This is a genomic window from Bibersteinia trehalosi, assembly GCF_004346205.1.
Classification (GTDB): Bacteria; Pseudomonadota; Gammaproteobacteria; order Enterobacterales; family Pasteurellaceae; genus Bibersteinia; species Bibersteinia trehalosi.
Genome location: NZ_SMAM01000001.1, coordinates 86,074 through 104,079 on the forward strand (window position 1 = coordinate 86,074; position 18,006 = coordinate 104,079).

Sequence of the window (18,006 nt, forward strand, 5' to 3'; positions counted from 1 at the left end):
AAGTATGAAAACCGCATTAGTAACAGGGGCAACTGCTGGTTTTGGCTTGGCAATTTGTAAAACCTTAATCCAAGCTGGTTATAAAGTAATTGGTACAGGCAGAAGAGCGGAGCGCTTAGCCAAATTGCAGGCTGAATTTGGTGAGCAATTCTTGCCATTGGCGTTTGATGTGTCGAATGTTGAACAAACAGAAAAAGCGTTAAATAATCGTCCAGTAGGTTGGCAGCAAATTGATTTGCTTGTTAATAATGCAGGATTGGCGCTGGGCCTAGAACCTGCACATAAAACCAATCTTGCTGATTGGTATCAGATGATCGATACCAATATCAAAGGGTTAGTTACTGTTACGCGTTTAGTTCTACCTGAAATGGTTGCTGCCAACAGCGGGCATATTATCAATTTAGGCTCTATCGCAGGGAATTATGCTTACCCTGGTGGTAATGTTTATGGTGGTACTAAAGCCTTTGTAAAACAGTTTAGCCTGAATTTGCGTGCAGATTTGGCAGGGACAAAAGTGCGAGTAACGAATGTTGAACCGGGGTTATGTGGCGGTACAGAATTTTCAAATGTACGTTTTAAAGGCGATGACGAAAAAGCCGCTAAAGTTTATGAAAACGTGCAATCGGTACAGCCGCAGGATATTGCCGATATTGTATTGTGGCTTAACCAACAACCGTCACACGTCAATATCAATCGGATTGAAGTGATGCCAGTAGCTCAAACTTTCTCACCACTTGCGGTTGCCAAAGGCGTGTAGTATTAAAAATGCCTATCATTTGATAGGCATTTTGCATTTTTCTGTTTTATTTTGACCGCTTGTTAGCGTAAGAATGCAGGGATTCTACTTTCATAATCAGCAATCTTGGCTTCATGTTGAAGCGTTAAGCCGATATTATCCAAACCATTTAATAAACAGTGGCGGCGGAATTCATCAATCTCAAATGAGTAGGATTTACCATTGGCTTCTACCGTTTGTTTTTCTAAATCAACCGTAATTTTTGCTCCTTCATTTGCACTAACATATTTGAAAAGTTCATCCACTTCTTCTTCAGTTAAACGTACAGGAAGCATTTGATTATTTAGGGCATTGCCGTAGAAAATATCGGCAAAACTTGGGGCAATAATGACACGAATACCATAATCGTCTAATGCCCAAGGTGCATGTTCACGGGAAGAGCCACAGCCAAAATTCTCACGAGCCAATAAAATACTTGCACCTTGATAACGTGGAAAGTTGAGCACAAATGAGGGATCAGGCTGTGTGCCTTCATCATCTAAAAAACGCCAGTCGTGGAATAGATGAGCCCCAAAACCAACTCGAGTCACTTTTTGTAAGAATTGTTTTGGAATAATTGCATCAGTATCTACATGCGATACATCAAGTGGTACGGCTAAGCCAGTGTGTTGTTTAAATTCTCTTGCCATGTTATTTTTCCTTAATTTGGTACGGATTGTTCGGGGCGTATTACATACGCCCACGAACACAACGATTGCGTCCCTACATGTGGGAACGTAGCATTTAGTGTAATTCTACATCTCGAATATCAACGAATTTGCCGAATACTGCCGCTGCTGCCGCCATCGCTGGGCTGACTAAGTGAGTGCGACCACCACGACCTTGGCGACCTTCAAAGTTACGGTTAGAGGTTGATGCACAACGTTCTCCAGGTTGGAGGCGGTCATTATTCATTGCCAAACACATTGAACATCCAGGCTGGCGCCACTCAAAGCCTGCTTCAATAAAGATTTTATCTAAGCCTTCTTTTTCAGCTTGTTCACGTACAAGTCCTGACCCTGGAACGACAAGCGCTTGAACATTTGCTGCAACTTTACGCCCTTTGGCCACTGCCGCAGCAGCTCGTAAGTCTTCGATACGAGAGTTGGTACAAGAGCCGATGAAGACTTTATCTACAGAAACATCAGTTAATTTAATACCCTGTTCTAATCCCATGTAAGCTAGCGCTTTTTCTGCTGCTTGGCGAGTGATTGGATCACTCATTTCTGCTGGGTTTGGAATGTTTTCATTGACACCGATCACTTGCCCTGGATTGGTTCCCCAAGTCACTTGAGGCTCAATTTCTGCCGCTTCTAAGGTTACTACTGTATCAAATTCCGCACCTTCATCGGTGTGAAGGGTTTTCCAATAGGCAACCGCATCGTCCCAATCTTTGCCTTTAGGGGCACTTGGCTTGTCTTTTAAGTAAGCAAAAGTGGTTTCATCAGGTGCAATTAAACCAGATTTCGCCCCTAATTCAATTGCCATATTACACACGGTCATACGACCTTCCATAGAAAGATCACGAATCGCTTCACCACAGAATTCAACAACGTGTCCCGTACCACCAGCCATTGTCGTTTTACCGATAATGGCTAACACAATGTCTTTTGCGGTGATACCTTCACGTACTTTACCGCGCACTTCAATTTTCATTTTTTTCGCACGGGCTTGTTTTACAGTTTGAGTGGCAAGCACGTGTTCAACTTCTGATGTACCGATACCAAATGCCAATGCACCAAAAGCCCCGTGCGTTGCGGTGTGAGAGTCGCCACAAACAATGGTCATACCCGGTAACGTTAAGCCTTGCTCTGGCCCCATTACATGTACGATACCTTGATTGATATTATTAATATCGAACAGTTTTACCCCGAATTGGTCGGTATTTTTGGCAAGTTCCACCATCTGAATACGCCCCATTTCACCCGAACCGCCAATATCACGGCTATCTGTAGGCACGTTATGATCCATCGTTGCAACGGTTTTGCTTGGTTGGCGTACTTCACGATTCATTGCACGTAAGCCATCAAAAGCCTGTGGAGAAGTCACTTCGTGCACCAAATGGCGGTTAATATAAAGCAATGGTGTTTCACCCGCAGCCTCATGGACAATATGGGCATCAAACAATTTTTCGTATAAGGTCTTTTTCATAGTCACGCTTCCAACTCTAATCTAAAAATGGCAAGCGGTGAAAATTTGCAAATTTTTTGCAAAATTCAACCGCTTGTGAATGGTTTGGAATATAACGTCTATCAATATGAATGTAAAACGCTATTTTTAGGGCAAAAATAGGATTTTTATTCTGTTTGAAAAGCAATAAATAGCCGATTTTGAGTATTGTGCAGTGAAAAATATGGTAGCTGTTTGCTTTTTTAGCGTGATATTCAGTGAATATTCTGATTTACAGAGCTTTTCTATATTTACGGCAAATTGATTATGTTTGAATTAAAAGGTAAATCCTATCAAATTACTGTGCTTTATTTCGACAACATAAGAAATAGTATGCCGCAAAACAACTAAAGGTACAGAGAGCCATCGCATAAAGCATCGGGCGTTCAGAGGTGAGAGTAACCATAGAAAGCAAACCACCAATAATTGAGCCAAGCCCAAAACGTGCCGTGCCTGCGACGGCATTTGCAGTGCCAGCCATTTGTGGATAGCGATCTAAAATCGCGGCAGTAGCATTACTACCAATGGTAGAAAGCACCCCGACAAAGAAAGGAACGCCGAATGCCATTGACCAGAAGCCAAATTGAAATGTCGCTGAAATAGCAAGCCAGAGGCCTGCAGTAAATTGAATCACCAAACCAACTCGTAGCATTTTCTCTGAGCCAACTTTGACCACGAGTTTGCCGTTGATCACTGTCATCACCATCATTACTGCAATATTCATAATAAAGAAGTAACCGAAATGTTCAGGTGAAACCCCATAAATACTGATGTAAACCAGTGAGCCTGAGGTTAAAAAGCAGAACATGCCAGCAAAGGATAAACCGCCAACTAGTACATAGCCTAGAGTTGGTTTGTGGGAAATTAAGGCAACAAAATTTTTGATGATATTACTGAAATTTAGTGGTTGGCGTTTTTCTTTTACTAAGGTTTCAGGGATTTTAAAACCGATCAAGAGTGCACAAAGCCCCCCCATCAGCATTAAAGCATAAAAAATTGAGTGCCAGTGAAACCATTTTGCTAGGTAGCCGCCAAGAATGGGGGCAAGCAGTGGGGCGATCATTGAAATAATCATGATGACAGACATCATCTGTGCAAAGCGATTGCGCTCAAATAAGTCACGCACTAATGCGCCTAATACTACAGCAGGTGCTGCACCACATAAACCTTGGATTAAACGCCACAGATAGAAATTTTGGATATTTTCAACATGGGTGAGAAACAGTGCTGCAATGGCTGAACCAACTAAACCGAGTAAAATAATCGGTTTACGCCCAAAACTATCAGCGACTGGTCCCCAGAACAGTTGTCCGCCTGCAAAACCAATGGTAAATACGGCAAGAGTGGCTTGTACGCTTTCTTGTGAAACCTTCAGGTCTTGAGCAATATCAATAAAAGAAGGAAGATACATATCGATCGCAAGGGGAGGGAGCATCGCTAGCATTCCCATAATAATCACAAAACAGAGATGTTCTCGCTTAGCTGCGTTCATTAAAAACCTCCAATTTCTTGTTTATTCAATGCACGAAATTCACCTTCTTCGAGTGTTTCATCTAAAATAATCTCACCAATCCGCCAGCGGTGTAGCGCCACAACTTTATTGCCTAATGCGGCAAACATGCGTTTTACTTGATGATAACGTCCTTCAGAAATCGTGAGATTGAGATTATAGTCGTCTAAAATTTCCATTTCTGCTGGTAGTGTTGGCGTTTTTTCGCCGCGCAAGAGAATACCCTCACGTAATTTTGGGGCATAAAAATCTTCGATAGGATCAGCAAGAGTGACTAAATAGGTTTTTTCACAATGGTGTTTTGGGGAAGTGATCCGGTGCGACCATTTACCATCATCAGTTAAAAGTACTAAACCTGTGGTATCTACATCTAAGCGTCCTGCGGTGTGCAAACGGCTGCTGAGAGGGTAATCAAAGAATTGGAAGACAGTCGGATAATCGCCATCATCGTGGGAACAAACGCAGCCTTGTGGCTTATTCAGCATAAAATACTGTCCGGTTTCAACCCATTCTAGGTGCTCGCCATCGTAGTAAATTTCATCCTGTTGGCTAATTTTAATCGCACCAGCTTTAACGATTTCACCGTTTACGGTGATTAAACCTGCTTTAAGCTCTTTGGCCGCTTGTGAACGAGTTAAGCCGGTATTTTCTGCAATAAATTTATCTAAACGCATTAGTGTCCTTTTTATGTTTTGAAAAACAGAGAATCGATAGTTGATTAAGGGTTGTTACTTTACTTAGCTTCGTCACAAATGCTTGCGTTTGAAATTAGTTTTACCGAGAGCACGCAGTATGGGCGTAGTGAATAAAGAAAGTAACCAAAAGAAAGGCGTCCCGACTTTGTGGCTTTTCTTTGCTTGATTTGAATTTTTAGAGCGAAGAATCTTCATTTTAGGTTAAGAATAAATCTCTTTGTAAATTCAAATGCGCGCAAGCGGAACGAAATGTTTGGGATTATACGCTTATTTTGGTTTTTACAGTAAAAAAATTTACTTTCCTGAATTATAATGCTCCTAAATTTCTCAACGAGATCACGCTGTGGATATTTTAAACTTCGCTATCTATTTACAATTTTTTATCGGATTGTTTGCAATTGTTAATCCTTTTGGGACATTGCCGATCTTCTTTAGTATGACGGCTCATCAATATGAGACTGAGCGCAACCGTACCAATTTAATTACTTCTATTTCAATTGCAGTCATTCTTTTAGTTAGCCTTTATTTCGGCAAAATCATTCTGGATGCTTTTAGTATTTCACTTGATTCTTTCCGTGTGGCAGGCGGGATTTTGATTGTGAGTATTGCGATGACGATGATCAGCGGTAAGCTGGGTGAGCATAAGCAAAATAAAGAAGAGCAGAAAGCAGATCTGACTGAATATGAAAATATTGCGGTTGTGCCATTGGCTATGCCAATTATGGCGGGGCCAGGGGCGATTGGTTCAACGATTGTGTGGGGAACCCTCTACCATAATTGGGTCGATTTTGTCGGCTTTAGTGTGGCAATTGTGCTATTTGCGTTAATCTGTTATGTGCTGTTTCGTTTTTCTGCGCCTTTGGTGAAAAAATTAGGGCGGACAGGTTCAAATGTTGTTACTCGTATTATGGGGTTGATTTTGATGTCACTCGGTATTGAAATTATTGTTGCCGGTTTAAGCAATCTTTTTCCGGGATTAACGGCGGTAAGCTAATGAACATTGGGAAGGCTTTTGGGCTACAAGCGCTCCATTTTGCAAAATATTGTGCAAAACGGAGCGCTTGCCTCTGCTTAACTGTGGGGTTATTAGCAAGCTGTGAAAAGCCAGAACCATTAGAACTTATTCCACCTCCAGAAAGAAGCGATACATTACTAAGTCGTGCATTATTGAATAGTACGTTACAGCTTGATCCGCATTTTGTGACCAATGTAGCAGAAAGTGCGTTAGTTCGAGATTTATTTGTCGGACTGACTGCCTTTGATCAATATGGCAATGTTATTCCCGCCGTAGCTCGACATAGTTTTAGCGAAGATGGGAAAACATGGCTGTTTATACTAGATGATAATGCCGTTTGGTCAAATGGTGAAATAGTCAGCGCAGATGATTTTGTTGCGAGTTGGCAGCGCTTATTAGATCCACAATCTGCATCGCCTTGGGCTAATTATCTGGTTGATATGCGCATTGATAATGCTAAGGAAATTCTTACCAAAGAAGTGCCACTTTTTGAATTAGGTGTGAGAGCATTAAGCCATAATACATTACAAATTGAGCTGGAAGTGCCTAATTTTCAATTGCCAGCTATGTTGGCTCATGTGGCACTATTGCCAAGTTATAAAGGGCAAAAGCCAGAAAACGAGCTCATCTCAAATGGCGCTTATGTGTTAGAAGGTATTGAAAAACAGCGTGTTACATTGCAAGCGAGAGAAACACATACGGCATTTCAGCATGTGATTTATCAACGAGTAGGTGAAAAGCAGAGTTTGCAAGGATTTGATTTAGTTGAAAACCCGCCCGTAGATTATCCGAATGAGGCATTTAGACTACCAAGACTGTGTAGCTATTTTTATGAATTTAACTTTAGTGATCCAGTCATTGGGCAGAAAAGTGTCAGACAAGCAATTCGCTCAATGCTTGTTACACCTGAAATTGGCAAGGGGCTTGGTATTCCGCTACATTCGATCTTGCCTAAGACAATGTTGGAAGGATTGGATCATCTGCCTTTTACTGGCAGTGCAGAATCTATTTTGGCGCAAACGGAGTTAGATTATACTAACCTCCCACCTTTTACACTCACTTTTGGAAAAGATGAGTTACAGCAATTGGTTGCGAATCGTTTTGTGCGCCAGTTGACCCAGTCAGATCTCTTTCGCATTCGCTTACAAGCCATGGATTTTGCCGAATTAGAGGAGTTGCACCAGCAGCAGAATTTCCAGATTATGCCAAGGGAAATTTGTGCAGCTTATACAGACCCATTGGTTTTCTTAGCGCAATTTCATTCTCAAAGCATGGATAATCATAGTGGTTATGGCAATGAAAAAGTGGATTCATGGCTAGATGAATTACAGTCACGCCCTTTGACACAAGAACAGCGTGATGAAAGAATAATGAAAATTGTTCAGCAGATTAACGAGGATGTGGCGATTTTGCCACTTTTCCAATATCAACGTAAAATAGCGCTAAATCCAAGCATTATCGGCATTCATAAAAATAACGATAGTGGTGTGGTTTATAGCAAAGATTTATCTAGACAAACAAAGGACGAGTAATGAACTTACTGACAGAACAACATATTGTTGAAATCAAAGGGATTTTACAAGCATTTAGCCACCCAACATTACACAAAGATTTAATTGCCTTAAACGCATTTAAAAAGGCTGAATTAGGTGGTGATTCTTTACGAATTGAATTAACCATGCCATTTGCGTGGAATAGTGGGTTTGCTGCATTAAAAGCTGCAACGGAAGAGAAGTTGAAAGCAAGCTGTGGTGCAAGCGGTGTAAAATGGGTATTAAATTACCAAATCGCGACTTTAAAACGTGCTAATAATCATCCGGCCGTAAATGGCGTAAAAAATATCATTGCGGTCACCTCCGGCAAAGGTGGGGTAGGGAAGTCTACAACGTCTGTCAATCTTGCCCTTGCCTTGCAAGCTCAAGGAGCAAAAGTGGGGATTTTAGATGCAGATATTTATGGCCCATCAATTCCACATATGTTAGGCGCTGCAGATCAACGTCCAACTTCGCCAGATAATCAACATATTACGCCAATTATTGCGCATGGCTTACAATCTAATTCAATTGGTTATTTAATGGAGCCAGATAATGCCACCATTTGGCGAGGGCCGATGGCAAGCAGTGCGTTAAGTCAGTTATTACAAGAAACATGGTGGAATGAGCTTGATTATTTAGTGATCGATATGCCTCCTGGTACGGGTGACATTCAACTTACTCTCTCACAGCAAATTCCTGTCACCGGTGCCGTTGTTGTTACCACACCACAGGATATCGCTCTACTTGATGCAATTAAAGGCATCTCTATGTTCCAAAAAGTGTCAGTGCCAGTATTAGGTATTATTGAGAATATGAGCGTGCATATCTGTGCAAACTGTGGTCATCACGAACATATTTTTGGTACAGGCGGAGCAGAAAAAGTCGCACAGCGTTATGGCACACAAGTGCTAGGGCAAATGCCGTTGCATATTCGTTTGCGTGAAGATTTAGATAATGGTATGCCAACAATGGTAGCAGCACCAGATCACGAAATCAGCCAAGCTTATCTTGAGTTAGGCGCTAAAGTCGCAGCAGAACTTTATTGGCAAGGCAGCGTTATCCCGTCTGAAATTATGATTCGGGAAGTAAAATAGAGAATAAGCGAAAAACTGGAAGCTAGCTTCCAGTTTTTTGTTTCGTGTTTTCCTTAAAAATTCCCCTTTGCTTTTGTACTAGTTTAGTAGTACACTCTCATTACTCATTTCTAACAGGAAGCGACTATGAACACACTTCTCAACCCTTATTTTGGTGAATTTGGTGGAATGTACGTTCCCGAAATTCTTGTCCCTGTGCTAAAAGAGCTAGAAAAAGCTTTTGTGGAAGCACAAAACGATCCGGATTTTCAGGCAGAATTTGCCGATCTTTTGAAAAACTATGCAGGCAGACCAACTGCACTTACCCTTTGTCGCAATCTTACCAAAGGCAGTAAAACTAAGCTCTATTTAAAGCGTGAAGATTTATTGCACGGTGGTGCGCATAAAACCAATCAAGTTTTAGGGCAGATTTTGTTGGCAAAACGTATGGGCAAAACCCGTATTATTGCAGAAACGGGGGCAGGGCAACACGGTGTGGCAACTGCATTAGCGTGTGCTATGTTGGATATGCCTTGTGTAGTGTATATGGGGGCGAAAGATGTAGAACGTCAATCACCAAATGTATTTCGTATGCGTTTGATGGGGGCGGAAGTCATTCCTGTAGAAAAAGGCTCTTGCTCGCTGAAAGATGCTTGTTGTGAAGCAATGCGTGATTGGGCAGCCAATTACGAAACTACGCACTATTTACTCGGCACAGCTGCCGGCCCTCACCCATTCCCAACCATTGTGCGAGAATTTCAAAAAATGATTGGGCAAGAGACCAAACGCCAAATATTAGAGCGTGAAGGACGTTTGCCTGATGCGGTAATTGCTGCGGTGGGCGGTGGCTCTAATGCCATTGGTATGTTTGCCGATTTTATTGAAGAAGAAAGCGTGAAGTTGATTGGTGTTGAGCCAGCAGGCAAAGGCATTGAAACAGGTGAACACGGTGCGCCGCTTAAACACGGTACAACGGGTATCTATTTCGGTATGAAATCGCCAATTATGCAAGATAAAGATGGGCAAATTGAAGAATCTTACTCCGTTTCAGCAGGGTTAGATTTCCCATCGGTCGGGCCACAACACGCTCATCTTAATGCAATCGGACGAGCAGATTATGTCTCGATTACCGATCAAGAAGCCTTAGACGCTTTCCAAGCGTTAGCGAAAAATGAAGGGATTATTCCTGCATTAGAAAGTTCACACGCTCTAGCTTACGCCTTGAAGTTAATTGCTCAATATCCAGAGAAAGAGCAACTGTTAGTGGTGAATCTTTCAGGGCGTGGCGATAAAGATATTTTTACGGTGGATAAAATTTTGAATGGGGGGAATGAATGATGAGTCGTTTTGAACACTGTTTTGCCAATTTGAAAGCGCAAAATCAAGGTGCTTTTGTTCCCTTTGTTACTCTTTGTGATCCTGATTTTGATCGCTCGTTGCAAATTATTGACACGCTGGTAGAAAATGGAGCTGATGCGTTAGAGCTTGGTTTTCCATTTTCCGATCCATTATTAGACGGCCCTGTCATCCAAGCGGCAAATAAACGAGCCTTAGATGGTGGATATAGCACTGACAGCTGTTTTGAAATGTTGGGCAAAATCCGTGCGAAATATCCCGCAATCCCGATTAGCTTGCTGCTTTGTGCAAATCTTGTCTTTGTCGCTGGGGTAGAACGCTTTTATCAACGTTGTGCGGAAAATGGCGTGGATGCAGTGTTAATCGCCGATCTGCCTGTGGAACTGGCTTCGGAATTTGCACCAATAGCGAAAAAATACGGCATTGCGCCGGTGTTTATCTGCCCACCGAATGCTGATCAAGCAACCATTGAAAAAGTGGCACATTTAACAGAGGGCTATACTTATTTAGTTTCTCGTGCGGGTGTGACCAGTGCGGAAAATCAAAGCCATTCTGCCAATTTAGATCATTTAGTGGAGGCTCTCAAGCGGTCAAATTCTGCTCCAATTTTGCAAGGTTTTGGGATTGCCAAGCCCGAACAAGTAAAACAGGCATTAGAGTTAGGTGCAGATGGGGCAATTTCAGGTTCGGCGATTGTCAAAATTATTGAGCGAAATTTGGATAACCAAGCGAATTTGTTGAACGAATTAGGCGTATTTGTGAAAACGATGAAAGCGGCTAGTTTGCGTGGTTAATAATCTGCAAGCGGTTGATTTTGCAGGAAATATGCAAATCAACTGCTTGTTTTGTATGGTATAAATAAGGGAAAGCCTGTTAAATCGTTAATAGCACAATCTGTTCTGGATCAATGGTGATCCAAACTTCTTGTCCTTGCTGCCAAAGCTGTTCACGAGACCCGCTTGCAAAACAGGTTATGCCGACCCAATCTAGCGCAATATCTTGATTTTTCTCTTTATCTACCACTGAGATAACTTTTGCTTGAAACACATTTTCACCTTTTGGTTGTTTACTATGTAATTTTAACCAAGGTGCTTTAATCATCAACATTACTGATTTCCCCCTCTCTAACGCTAGCCGTTCGGCACTTTGAACAGTAATACAAGCGGTTAAATATTGTGGAAACGCTGCAAGTTTTACCAATACATTACATTTATTTTCTTGAGAATAGAGTGTTTCAACTGTACCAAAAAACTGATTTCTAGCACTGCTTTTTAAAGCAAATTTGGCAGTGGCGAAAAGTGAGTTATCCAGCGGAATATGTTCATCTTGCAGAATGTCGAAGGCTCGTTGTTGAGTTTCTTCTAACAAAGCATAAAGTTGTAATAATCGCTCAGCGTAGCGAGTTAATACTGTCCCCCCGCCATTTTTTCCCCCTGCTGTGCGTTCAAATAACGGTTTGGGGCTAATTTCATTCATCAAAGATAAATGATCCCACGCACTTTTATAGCTGATTTGGCAATTTTTTGCTGCTTGATTGATAGAACCGCACTGTTTGATTTCGTTTAGCAACGCAATACGTTTTGGGTCAGCAAAGAGGGCTTGGTTGAGTTTAATGGTGAGTAAAATTTCAGTGGACATCGTATTCTTTGATAGTTTTAACTTGTGAAATTGTAGCATAACAGTAGGATTTGATAAGAATAAAAAATGAGCTGGTTTCAGCATAGTACTATGCTGTTCCCTTAGCTTGACAGCTAAGGGAAACAATCCTTAATAAATAAACTAAAAGGGAAGCACAATGCCTGAAACCATTTATATCGATTCAATGCCACAAATTCGTTTAGTGATTTTAGATGTTATTTTGAATAAAGGTAAAATCTTTGATGAGATCAATAAAAAGCTAGAAGAAAAAGGTTTTTCTTTTAAAGAAGAAAAGAATGATGATGTTTGGCATTTTTTTAGATTTACTAAAAAACAAGAATTTCATTTTAATCAGTTAGATAATGCAGAGAAAATTATTGAATCAGATATAGGGAAATGTCTTGATTGTAATGTGCGAGTTAAGTTGAGTGAAGTTTAGGAGAAAGCTATGAAAAAGAAACTTATCATTTCTGTATTATTAGGGGTATTATTAACGGCTTGTGCTAGTCCTAAATATAAAATTTCAGATCAAAGAGTAAAGAATTGGATTGGGTTAGCCAATGATATTGAGCAATGCATTAACCCGAATTTAACGAACGAAGCATCCTATTCTTTACTTAGCAAAGAAGAACGCTCACTATTTGTTGATTATGGCTATGATTTATTATCCCAAATGATTGGTGGGCAGCAATATCAGATGATGAAATCTGATCCTAAAAGTTGGGCATATTTTAAGGAGAAACATACTGAATTTAATAATAATATAAAAGCGAATTTACTTACTTCTGCTCAATGTGAAGCCTATAAAGCCAAATTTGCTAATGATTTAGTCGCTTTAAGGCAGAAAAATTTAGCAATAGCACAACAAAAACAAGCAGAAAGGAAAAGGAATGCAGAGATTCGACAAAAATCTGAAGCTTTTAGATCAGCGGTTCACGCTGAAATACTGAAATCAGTAGTAAGGCAAGTTACTGGTAATATGACGCCATCTGAAACAGCACTTGCAGTCGCTCGACAGCAACAAATACAACAAAATAGTCAGGCTCAGCAGCAACTGTATATGCACCAGCAACAATTAGATATGCAACAACGGCAAAATCAAGCTATGCTAGAAATGCAGGAGCGCCAACATCAAGAAAGAATGCAAATGATGCAGAATAATCAAAATAGATCATATGATGTTAGTTGTAATAACTATGGTGGCTACACAACTCGTTGTCAGGTGAGATAAAGTCAATAACCGCTTTTCCAAGCGGTTATTTTTTACCTAAAATTTGCAAATTTAAAAAAAGCAAAAGTGAAATGTTATTTTCTCGATCAAGATCGCAAAAAGCGATGTTGATGGTTGAGTCTGTCTATTCATTTGTTACTCTTTACATAAAAGTGAGCTGTAATGCTAAGTAGTACAGTGTGCGGATTTTTAAAACAAAACCATTTGCGAAATTTGCAGAGAAACAAAAAATCAGTGATGAACAGCTTATGTGGGCAATTCAGCGAGCAGAACAAGGCTTGATAGATGCTAATTTAGGCAGTAACATCATTAAGCAACGAGTAGCAAGGCAAGCTCAGGGGCGTTCAAGCGGTTATAGAGTGCTGATTTTTTACAAAATTAGAGATAACCATTTCTTTGTTGCAGGTTATGCTAAAAATGAACAAGAAAATCTTTCGGATACAGAGTTAAAAACATTGAAACAGATGGTATCTATGTATGAAAATTATGCCGAAGAAAAGCTAAATTTATTGTGTGCCAAAGGAATTTTGATTGAAATAATCACGGGAGAATAATATGAAATATCGTAGTCCAGTAAGCCAAATGCTACATGAACATGCAAGTGATCTCTTTAATGCTGGTTTTATTGATAAAGCAACAATGCAATACTTTGATAAATCTTGTTTAACCGAAGTCAAACCGCTTTCACCCGATGAAATCAAAGCGATTCGTAAAAATAGCCAAACGTCACAAGCCGTCTTTGCAAATTATTTAAACATCAGCAAAAATTTGGTTTCAGAATGGGAAAGAGGGGTGAAAAAGCCGAGTGGAACAGCCTTAAAGCTCCTAACATTGGTGCAAAAGAAAGGATTAGAGGCGATTGCTTGATAGGAAAGCGAGAAAATTATTCTCGCTTTTTTGAATGCAATCGTTATATAATTTTTTATATAACATTTCATTATCAAGGAGAAATACAATGAAAAACACTTTATCAGCCCTTGTGCTTAGCTCACTTTTTGCTTTTTCTCAAACTGCATCAGCGGAAAATATTACCGTGTTTGCTGCCGCTTCAATGACCAATGTATTGCAACAAATTGGGGCAGAGTATGAAAAAGCGTATCCCGAAGATAAATTAACTTTCTCTTTTGCTGGTTCAAGCACGCTTGCTAAACAGATTGAACAAGATGCGCCAGCGGATCTTTTTATTTCCGCTGATCAGAAATGGATGGATTATGTTGCAGAAAAACAGCCTGAAAAAACCAAGAACATTCAGATTTTAGCAGAAAATGAATTGGTGTTGATTGCGCCAAGTGAGAGTCAATTTCAAGCCGAGAGCATTGCTGATATTGATTTTGACAAGGTGTTAAAAGGCACTTATTTAGCAGTGGGTGATGATAATGTGCCAGTGGGGCGTTATGCTAAAAAAGCATTAGAGCATTTGCAACTGTGGGATAAAGTGGAAAGCCGTTTATCTAAGGCAAAAGATGTGCGTGCAGTGCTTGCTTATATTGAGCGTGGTGAATTGCCGTTAGGGATTGTTTATTCCACTGATGCGAAAGTCACAGACAAAGTGAAAGTGGTTGCTACCTTCCCACAAGAAAGCTACGGCAAAGTGGTTTATCCTGCGGCGACAATCAGTGAAAAAGCCGAAGCGAAACGTTTCTTAGATTATTTGTCGTCTGATACGGCAAAACAAACGTTTGAAAAAGCAGGGTTTAAGACGGTAGAATAATAAATGTAGGGGCAGACCGATGTGTCTGCCCAAATAAATGTTGGAATATCAGGGCGGATACATCGCTCCGTCCCTACTTAAAATGTTTAATTTTTCATTTCAAGAACTTAATGCAATCTATTTAAGCCTAAAAATCGCCAGTGTTGCGATATTATTTGCGTTACCCCTTGCGATTTTTGTCGCTTGGATTTTAGCTCGTAAAAATTTTTGGGGCAAAAATTTGCTGAATGGCATTGTGCATTTACCGCTGGTGCTTCCCCCTGTGGTGATTGGTTATTTATTGCTGATTTCCATGGCGAAAAAGGGCGTAATTGGGCAATATCTTTGGCAGTGGTTTGGTTTCTCGTTTAGCTTTTCGTGGCGCGGCGCGGTGCTCGCTTCAATGGTGATGGCATTTCCTTTGATGGTGCGTGCTATTCGTCAAGCCTTTGAAGCGGTAGATCCCAAATTAGAACAAGCAGCTCGCACACTTGGCGCAAATCCGCTCAAAGTCTTTTTTACACTTACGTTACCCCTCTCGTTTTCAGGCATTATCGCAGGTGCAGTATTAGGCTTTGCCCGTTCACTGGGCGAATTTGGCGCAACCATTACCTTTGTGTCTAACATTCCTAATGAAACACAGACGATTCCAGCCGCACTCTATACCTTTATTGAAACCCCTGATGGTGAACTCGCAGCCGCAAGACTCTGCGCGGTGGCGATTCTTATTTCACTCGGTGCATTGTTTATCTCAGAAATGTTGGCAAGTCGGCAGAAGAAGTATCAATAATGTTAAGTATCAATGTAAAGCAGCAACTGAGCGATCTTCGCTTAGAGATTAATGTACAAATACCTCCCAAAGGTGTTACTGCTATTTTTGGACGTTCCGGTGCAGGGAAGTCCAGTTTAATTAATTTGGTAGCAGGGTTGTCGAAACCAGATTCTGGGTGCATCTATTTGAATGGACAAGCCTTGTTTGATAGCAAGCAAAATATAAACTTGCCGCCTGAAAAACGCAATGTCGGTTATGTATTTCAAGAACATCGCTTATTTCCGCATTATTCGGTGGAGAAAAATCTTAAATATGGTTGCAAGCGGGCGAATTCTGCAAAATTTTTGCAAATTGTACAGCTGCTTGGCATTACTCATTTGCTAGATCGTTTTCCAAATAGCTTGTCGGGGGGGGAAAAACAGCGTGTGGCAATTGGACGGGCATTATTAAGTGAGCCGGATATTTTGCTGATGGATGAGCCGTTATCGGCACTCGATCTTCCTCGCAAGAAAGAGTTGCTAGACTACTTAAGCATATTGGCACGTCAAGTGGCGATCCCGATTTTATATGTTAGCCATAGTCTTGATGAAGTGGTAAGGCTAGCCGATTATTTACTGTTATTGGAACAGGGAAAAATGGTGGCCTTTGATCGTACGGAGCAAGTTTGGCGTAGTGATGTGTTTAGTTCGTGGCAACCAGAAAAGCAACGCGTAAGCCTACTTGAATTACCGATTATGGCAAAAAATGCACATTATCAACTTGTGGGACTTGATTTAGGTGAGCAGTGTCTTTGGCTAAATGCGACACAACATTATCAGACTGGCGAGAAATTGCGTGTTACACTGAATAGTCGAGATATTTCTCTTACACTCACAAAGCCTGAACAAACCTCTATTCGTAACATCTTATACGGCAAAATTTGCAAAATTTCCGCAGAAATAGACCGCTTAGATCTTGCTATCCAAGTTGGTGAATATGAAATTTGGGCAAGTATTAGCCAATGGGCGTTTGATGAATTAGGATTAGCTGAAAATCAGGCAGTTTATTTGCAGATTAAAGCAGTATCTCTTTGATTTGCATTAAATTTCAGCGGATAAATCTTAAAAACTCGCTTTTTTATGGATTTCTAGTATAATCAGCACGTTTTCATTTCCCTATCCCCCCTTAGCTCAGTGGTTAGAGCAGGCGACTCATAATCGCTTGGTCGCTGGTTCAAGTCCGGCAGGGGGGACCAATCAAGTAGAAATTTCCTGTTAGTTTTAACTTAATCAAATTCCATCAAACTTTTTGGTGCTATTTATTTCTTTACGTAAAAAAATTTGCTATAAATGGCGAGTTTTCAAATCAACTTTTATCTTATAGGAGAAACTTATGGAATTAGTGCTTATCCGTCATGGTTTTAGTGAATGGAATGCTAAAAATTTGTTCACTGGCTGGCGTGATGTCAATTTAACTGAGCGCGGTGTGGAAGAAGCAAAAGCTGCGGGTAAAAAATTGTTGGAAGCTGGTTATGAGTTTGATATCGCATTTACTTCAGTATTAACTCGTGCAATTAAAACTTGTAACATTGTGTTAGAAGAATCTAACCAACTTTGGATTCCGCAAGTGAAAAACTGGCGTTTAAATGAGCGTCACTATGGTGCGTTACAAGGCCTAGATAAAAAAGCGACTGCAGAACAATATGGCGATGAGCAAGTGCATATTTGGCGTCGTTCTTATGATATTTCTCCACCAGATTTAGACCCACAAGATCCAAATTCTGCTCATAATGATCGCCGTTATGCGCATTTACCAAAAGATTTAATTCCAAATGCAGAAAACCTAAAAATTACTCTTGAGCGTGTTTTACCATTCTGGGAAGATCAAATTGCACCAGCACTATTGTCAGGTAAACGTGTTTTAATTACAGCACACGGCAACTCACTTCGTGCTTTAGCAAAACACATTATCGGTATTTCTGATGCGGATATTATGGATTTTGAAATTCCGACAGGTCAGCCGTTAGTGTTAAAACTGGATGACAAATTAAATTTTGTTGAGAAATTCTATCTGTAAATCGATTTCTGTGAAAAATGCCTGATTGTATCGGGCATTTTTTGTTTCAAGCGGTCAAAAATTTGCAAAAATCTGCAAATCTCTTTATACTCGCCCGCCTGAGTTGGTCAGACAATCGCTGGTCTATTGAAGCCCTAAACCGCCTGTTGCGAAACAGTTTGCGACCTAGTGGGACAAATAGACGAGAGGAAAGTCCGGGCTACATAGGGCAGAGTGCCGGATAACGTCCGGGGGGCGCGAGCCTACGACTAGTGCAACAGAGAGCAGACCGCCAGCTTTGGCTGGTAAGGGTGAAAGGGTGCGGTAAGAGCGCACCGTGCCAGTGGTAACATTTGGCAGCTAGGTAAACTCCACTCGTAGCAAGACCAAATAGGAACTCAATCGGTGGCCCGCCGAGAGTTCGGGTAGGTTGCTTGAGCTTGTGTGTAAATGCAAGCCTAGAGGAATGATTGTCCACGACAGAACCCGGCTTATCGACCAACTCACCTTATT

At 40.8% G+C, this 18,006-nt stretch carries 19 protein-coding genes, 1 tRNA gene and 1 other RNA gene; 16 read left to right on the forward strand and 5 right to left on the reverse strand.

Annotated features, from left to right (window positions below):
- Positions 1 to 4: 4 nt before the first annotated feature.
- Positions 5 to 757, forward strand: coding sequence for an SDR family oxidoreductase (locus tag EDC51_RS00465; RefSeq protein WP_131927871.1), 753 nt, complete (start codon positions 5 to 7; stop codon positions 755 to 757).
- 62 nt (positions 758 to 819) lie between these two features.
- Here the strand turns inward: EDC51_RS00465 and leuD are convergent, their stop codons facing one another.
- The 4 genes from leuD to rsuA all read right to left on the reverse strand — a co-directional run bounded on the left by leuD (position 820) and on the right by rsuA (position 5,128).
- The gene (leuD, locus tag EDC51_RS00470; protein WP_131927872.1) at positions 820 to 1,425 is read right to left on the reverse strand and encodes a 3-isopropylmalate dehydratase small subunit; all 606 of its coding nucleotides are present in this window, start codon (positions 1,423 to 1,425) and stop codon (positions 820 to 822) included.
- 94 nt (positions 1,426 to 1,519) lie between these two features.
- Complete coding sequence (gene leuC / locus EDC51_RS00475) at positions 1,520 to 2,926, reverse strand: 3-isopropylmalate dehydratase large subunit (RefSeq protein ID WP_015432313.1); 1,407 nt, start codon at positions 2,924 to 2,926, stop codon at positions 1,520 to 1,522.
- A gap of 316 nt (positions 2,927 to 3,242) precedes the next feature.
- Positions 3,243 to 4,436: a Bcr/CflA family multidrug efflux MFS transporter gene (locus EDC51_RS00480; RefSeq protein ID WP_131927873.1), complete on the reverse strand. Its 1,194-nt coding sequence runs from the start codon at positions 4,434 to 4,436 to the stop codon at positions 3,243 to 3,245.
- Positions 4,436 to 5,128 carry a 16S rRNA pseudouridine(516) synthase RsuA gene (rsuA, locus tag EDC51_RS00485; protein WP_131927874.1) on the reverse strand — a complete coding sequence of 231 codons (693 nt, stop codon included), beginning with the start codon at positions 5,126 to 5,128 and terminating at the stop codon, positions 4,436 to 4,438. Before rsuA ends, EDC51_RS00480 begins: the two co-directional genes overlap by 1 nt.
- Positions 5,129 to 5,492: 364 nt before the next feature.
- Here rsuA and EDC51_RS00490 point away from each other — a divergent pair, with 364 nt between their 5' ends.
- From EDC51_RS00490 to trpA, 5 genes are all read left to right on the forward strand, one after another.
- A complete protein-coding gene (locus EDC51_RS00490) occupies positions 5,493 to 6,143 on the forward strand; it encodes a YchE family NAAT transporter (protein WP_015432317.1) in 651 nt (216 codons plus the stop codon).
- A complete protein-coding gene (locus EDC51_RS00495) occupies positions 6,143 to 7,696 on the forward strand; it encodes a peptide ABC transporter substrate-binding protein (protein ID WP_131927875.1) in 1,554 nt (517 codons plus the stop codon). Before EDC51_RS00490 ends, EDC51_RS00495 begins: the two co-directional genes overlap by 1 nt.
- The gene (gene apbC / locus EDC51_RS00500; protein ID WP_131927876.1) at positions 7,696 to 8,793 is read left to right on the forward strand and encodes an iron-sulfur cluster carrier protein ApbC; all 1,098 of its coding nucleotides are present in this window, start codon (positions 7,696 to 7,698) and stop codon (positions 8,791 to 8,793) included. Before EDC51_RS00495 ends, apbC begins: the two co-directional genes overlap by 1 nt.
- A 126-nt stretch (positions 8,794 to 8,919) precedes the next feature.
- Positions 8,920 to 10,110 (forward strand): tryptophan synthase subunit beta, encoded by a 1,191-nt coding sequence (gene trpB, locus EDC51_RS00505; protein WP_131927877.1) that lies wholly within the window; start codon positions 8,920 to 8,922, stop codon positions 10,108 to 10,110.
- A complete protein-coding gene (gene trpA, locus EDC51_RS00510) occupies positions 10,110 to 10,922 on the forward strand; it encodes a tryptophan synthase subunit alpha (RefSeq protein ID WP_131927878.1) in 813 nt (270 codons plus the stop codon). The genes trpB and trpA overlap by 1 nt, the downstream gene beginning before the upstream one ends.
- Before the next feature lie 79 nt (positions 10,923 to 11,001).
- Here the strand turns inward: trpA and EDC51_RS00515 are convergent, their stop codons facing one another.
- Positions 11,002 to 11,766: a TOBE domain-containing protein gene (locus EDC51_RS00515; RefSeq protein ID WP_170169254.1), complete on the reverse strand. Its 765-nt coding sequence runs from the start codon at positions 11,764 to 11,766 to the stop codon at positions 11,002 to 11,004.
- A 157-nt stretch (positions 11,767 to 11,923) separates the two neighbouring features.
- Between EDC51_RS00515 and EDC51_RS00520 the strand changes: the two genes are divergently transcribed.
- From EDC51_RS00520 to rnpB, 10 genes are all read left to right on the forward strand, one after another.
- A complete protein-coding gene (locus EDC51_RS00520) occupies positions 11,924 to 12,205 on the forward strand; it encodes a hypothetical protein (protein WP_125135327.1) in 282 nt (93 codons plus the stop codon).
- A gap of 9 nt (positions 12,206 to 12,214) precedes the next feature.
- Complete coding sequence (locus EDC51_RS00525) at positions 12,215 to 12,997, forward strand: DUF5358 family protein (RefSeq protein ID WP_131927879.1); 783 nt, start codon at positions 12,215 to 12,217, stop codon at positions 12,995 to 12,997.
- Between the two features lie 179 nt (positions 12,998 to 13,176).
- A complete protein-coding gene (locus tag EDC51_RS00530; protein ID WP_131927880.1) occupies positions 13,177 to 13,551 on the forward strand; it encodes a type II toxin-antitoxin system RelE/ParE family toxin in 375 nt (124 codons plus the stop codon).
- Between the two features lies 1 nt (position 13,552).
- Positions 13,553 to 13,864, forward strand: coding sequence for a helix-turn-helix domain-containing protein (locus tag EDC51_RS00535; protein ID WP_025289220.1), 312 nt, complete (start codon positions 13,553 to 13,555; stop codon positions 13,862 to 13,864).
- 88 nt (positions 13,865 to 13,952) lie between these two features.
- Positions 13,953 to 14,708 (forward strand): molybdate ABC transporter substrate-binding protein, encoded by a 756-nt coding sequence (gene modA / locus EDC51_RS00540; protein WP_131927881.1) that lies wholly within the window; start codon positions 13,953 to 13,955, stop codon positions 14,706 to 14,708.
- A gap of 82 nt (positions 14,709 to 14,790) precedes the next feature.
- Entirely contained in the window at positions 14,791 to 15,477 is a 687-nt protein-coding gene (gene modB, locus EDC51_RS00545) for a molybdate ABC transporter permease subunit (protein WP_025289222.1), read from the forward strand.
- On the forward strand, positions 15,477 to 16,532 hold the full coding sequence (modC, locus tag EDC51_RS00550) for a molybdenum ABC transporter ATP-binding protein ModC (protein WP_131927882.1): 1,056 nt from the start codon (positions 15,477 to 15,479) through the stop codon (positions 16,530 to 16,532). Before modB ends, modC begins: the two co-directional genes overlap by 1 nt.
- 85 nt (positions 16,533 to 16,617) lie before the next feature.
- A tRNA-Ile gene (locus EDC51_RS00555) sits at positions 16,618 to 16,693 on the forward strand.
- Between the two features lie 137 nt (positions 16,694 to 16,830).
- Positions 16,831 to 17,514, forward strand: coding sequence for a 2,3-diphosphoglycerate-dependent phosphoglycerate mutase (locus EDC51_RS00560; protein WP_015432328.1), 684 nt, complete (start codon positions 16,831 to 16,833; stop codon positions 17,512 to 17,514).
- A gap of 99 nt (positions 17,515 to 17,613) precedes the next feature.
- Positions 17,614 to 18,003, forward strand: an RNA gene (gene rnpB / locus EDC51_RS00565) — RNase P RNA component class A.
- The last annotated feature ends 3 nt before the right edge of the window (positions 18,004 to 18,006 follow it).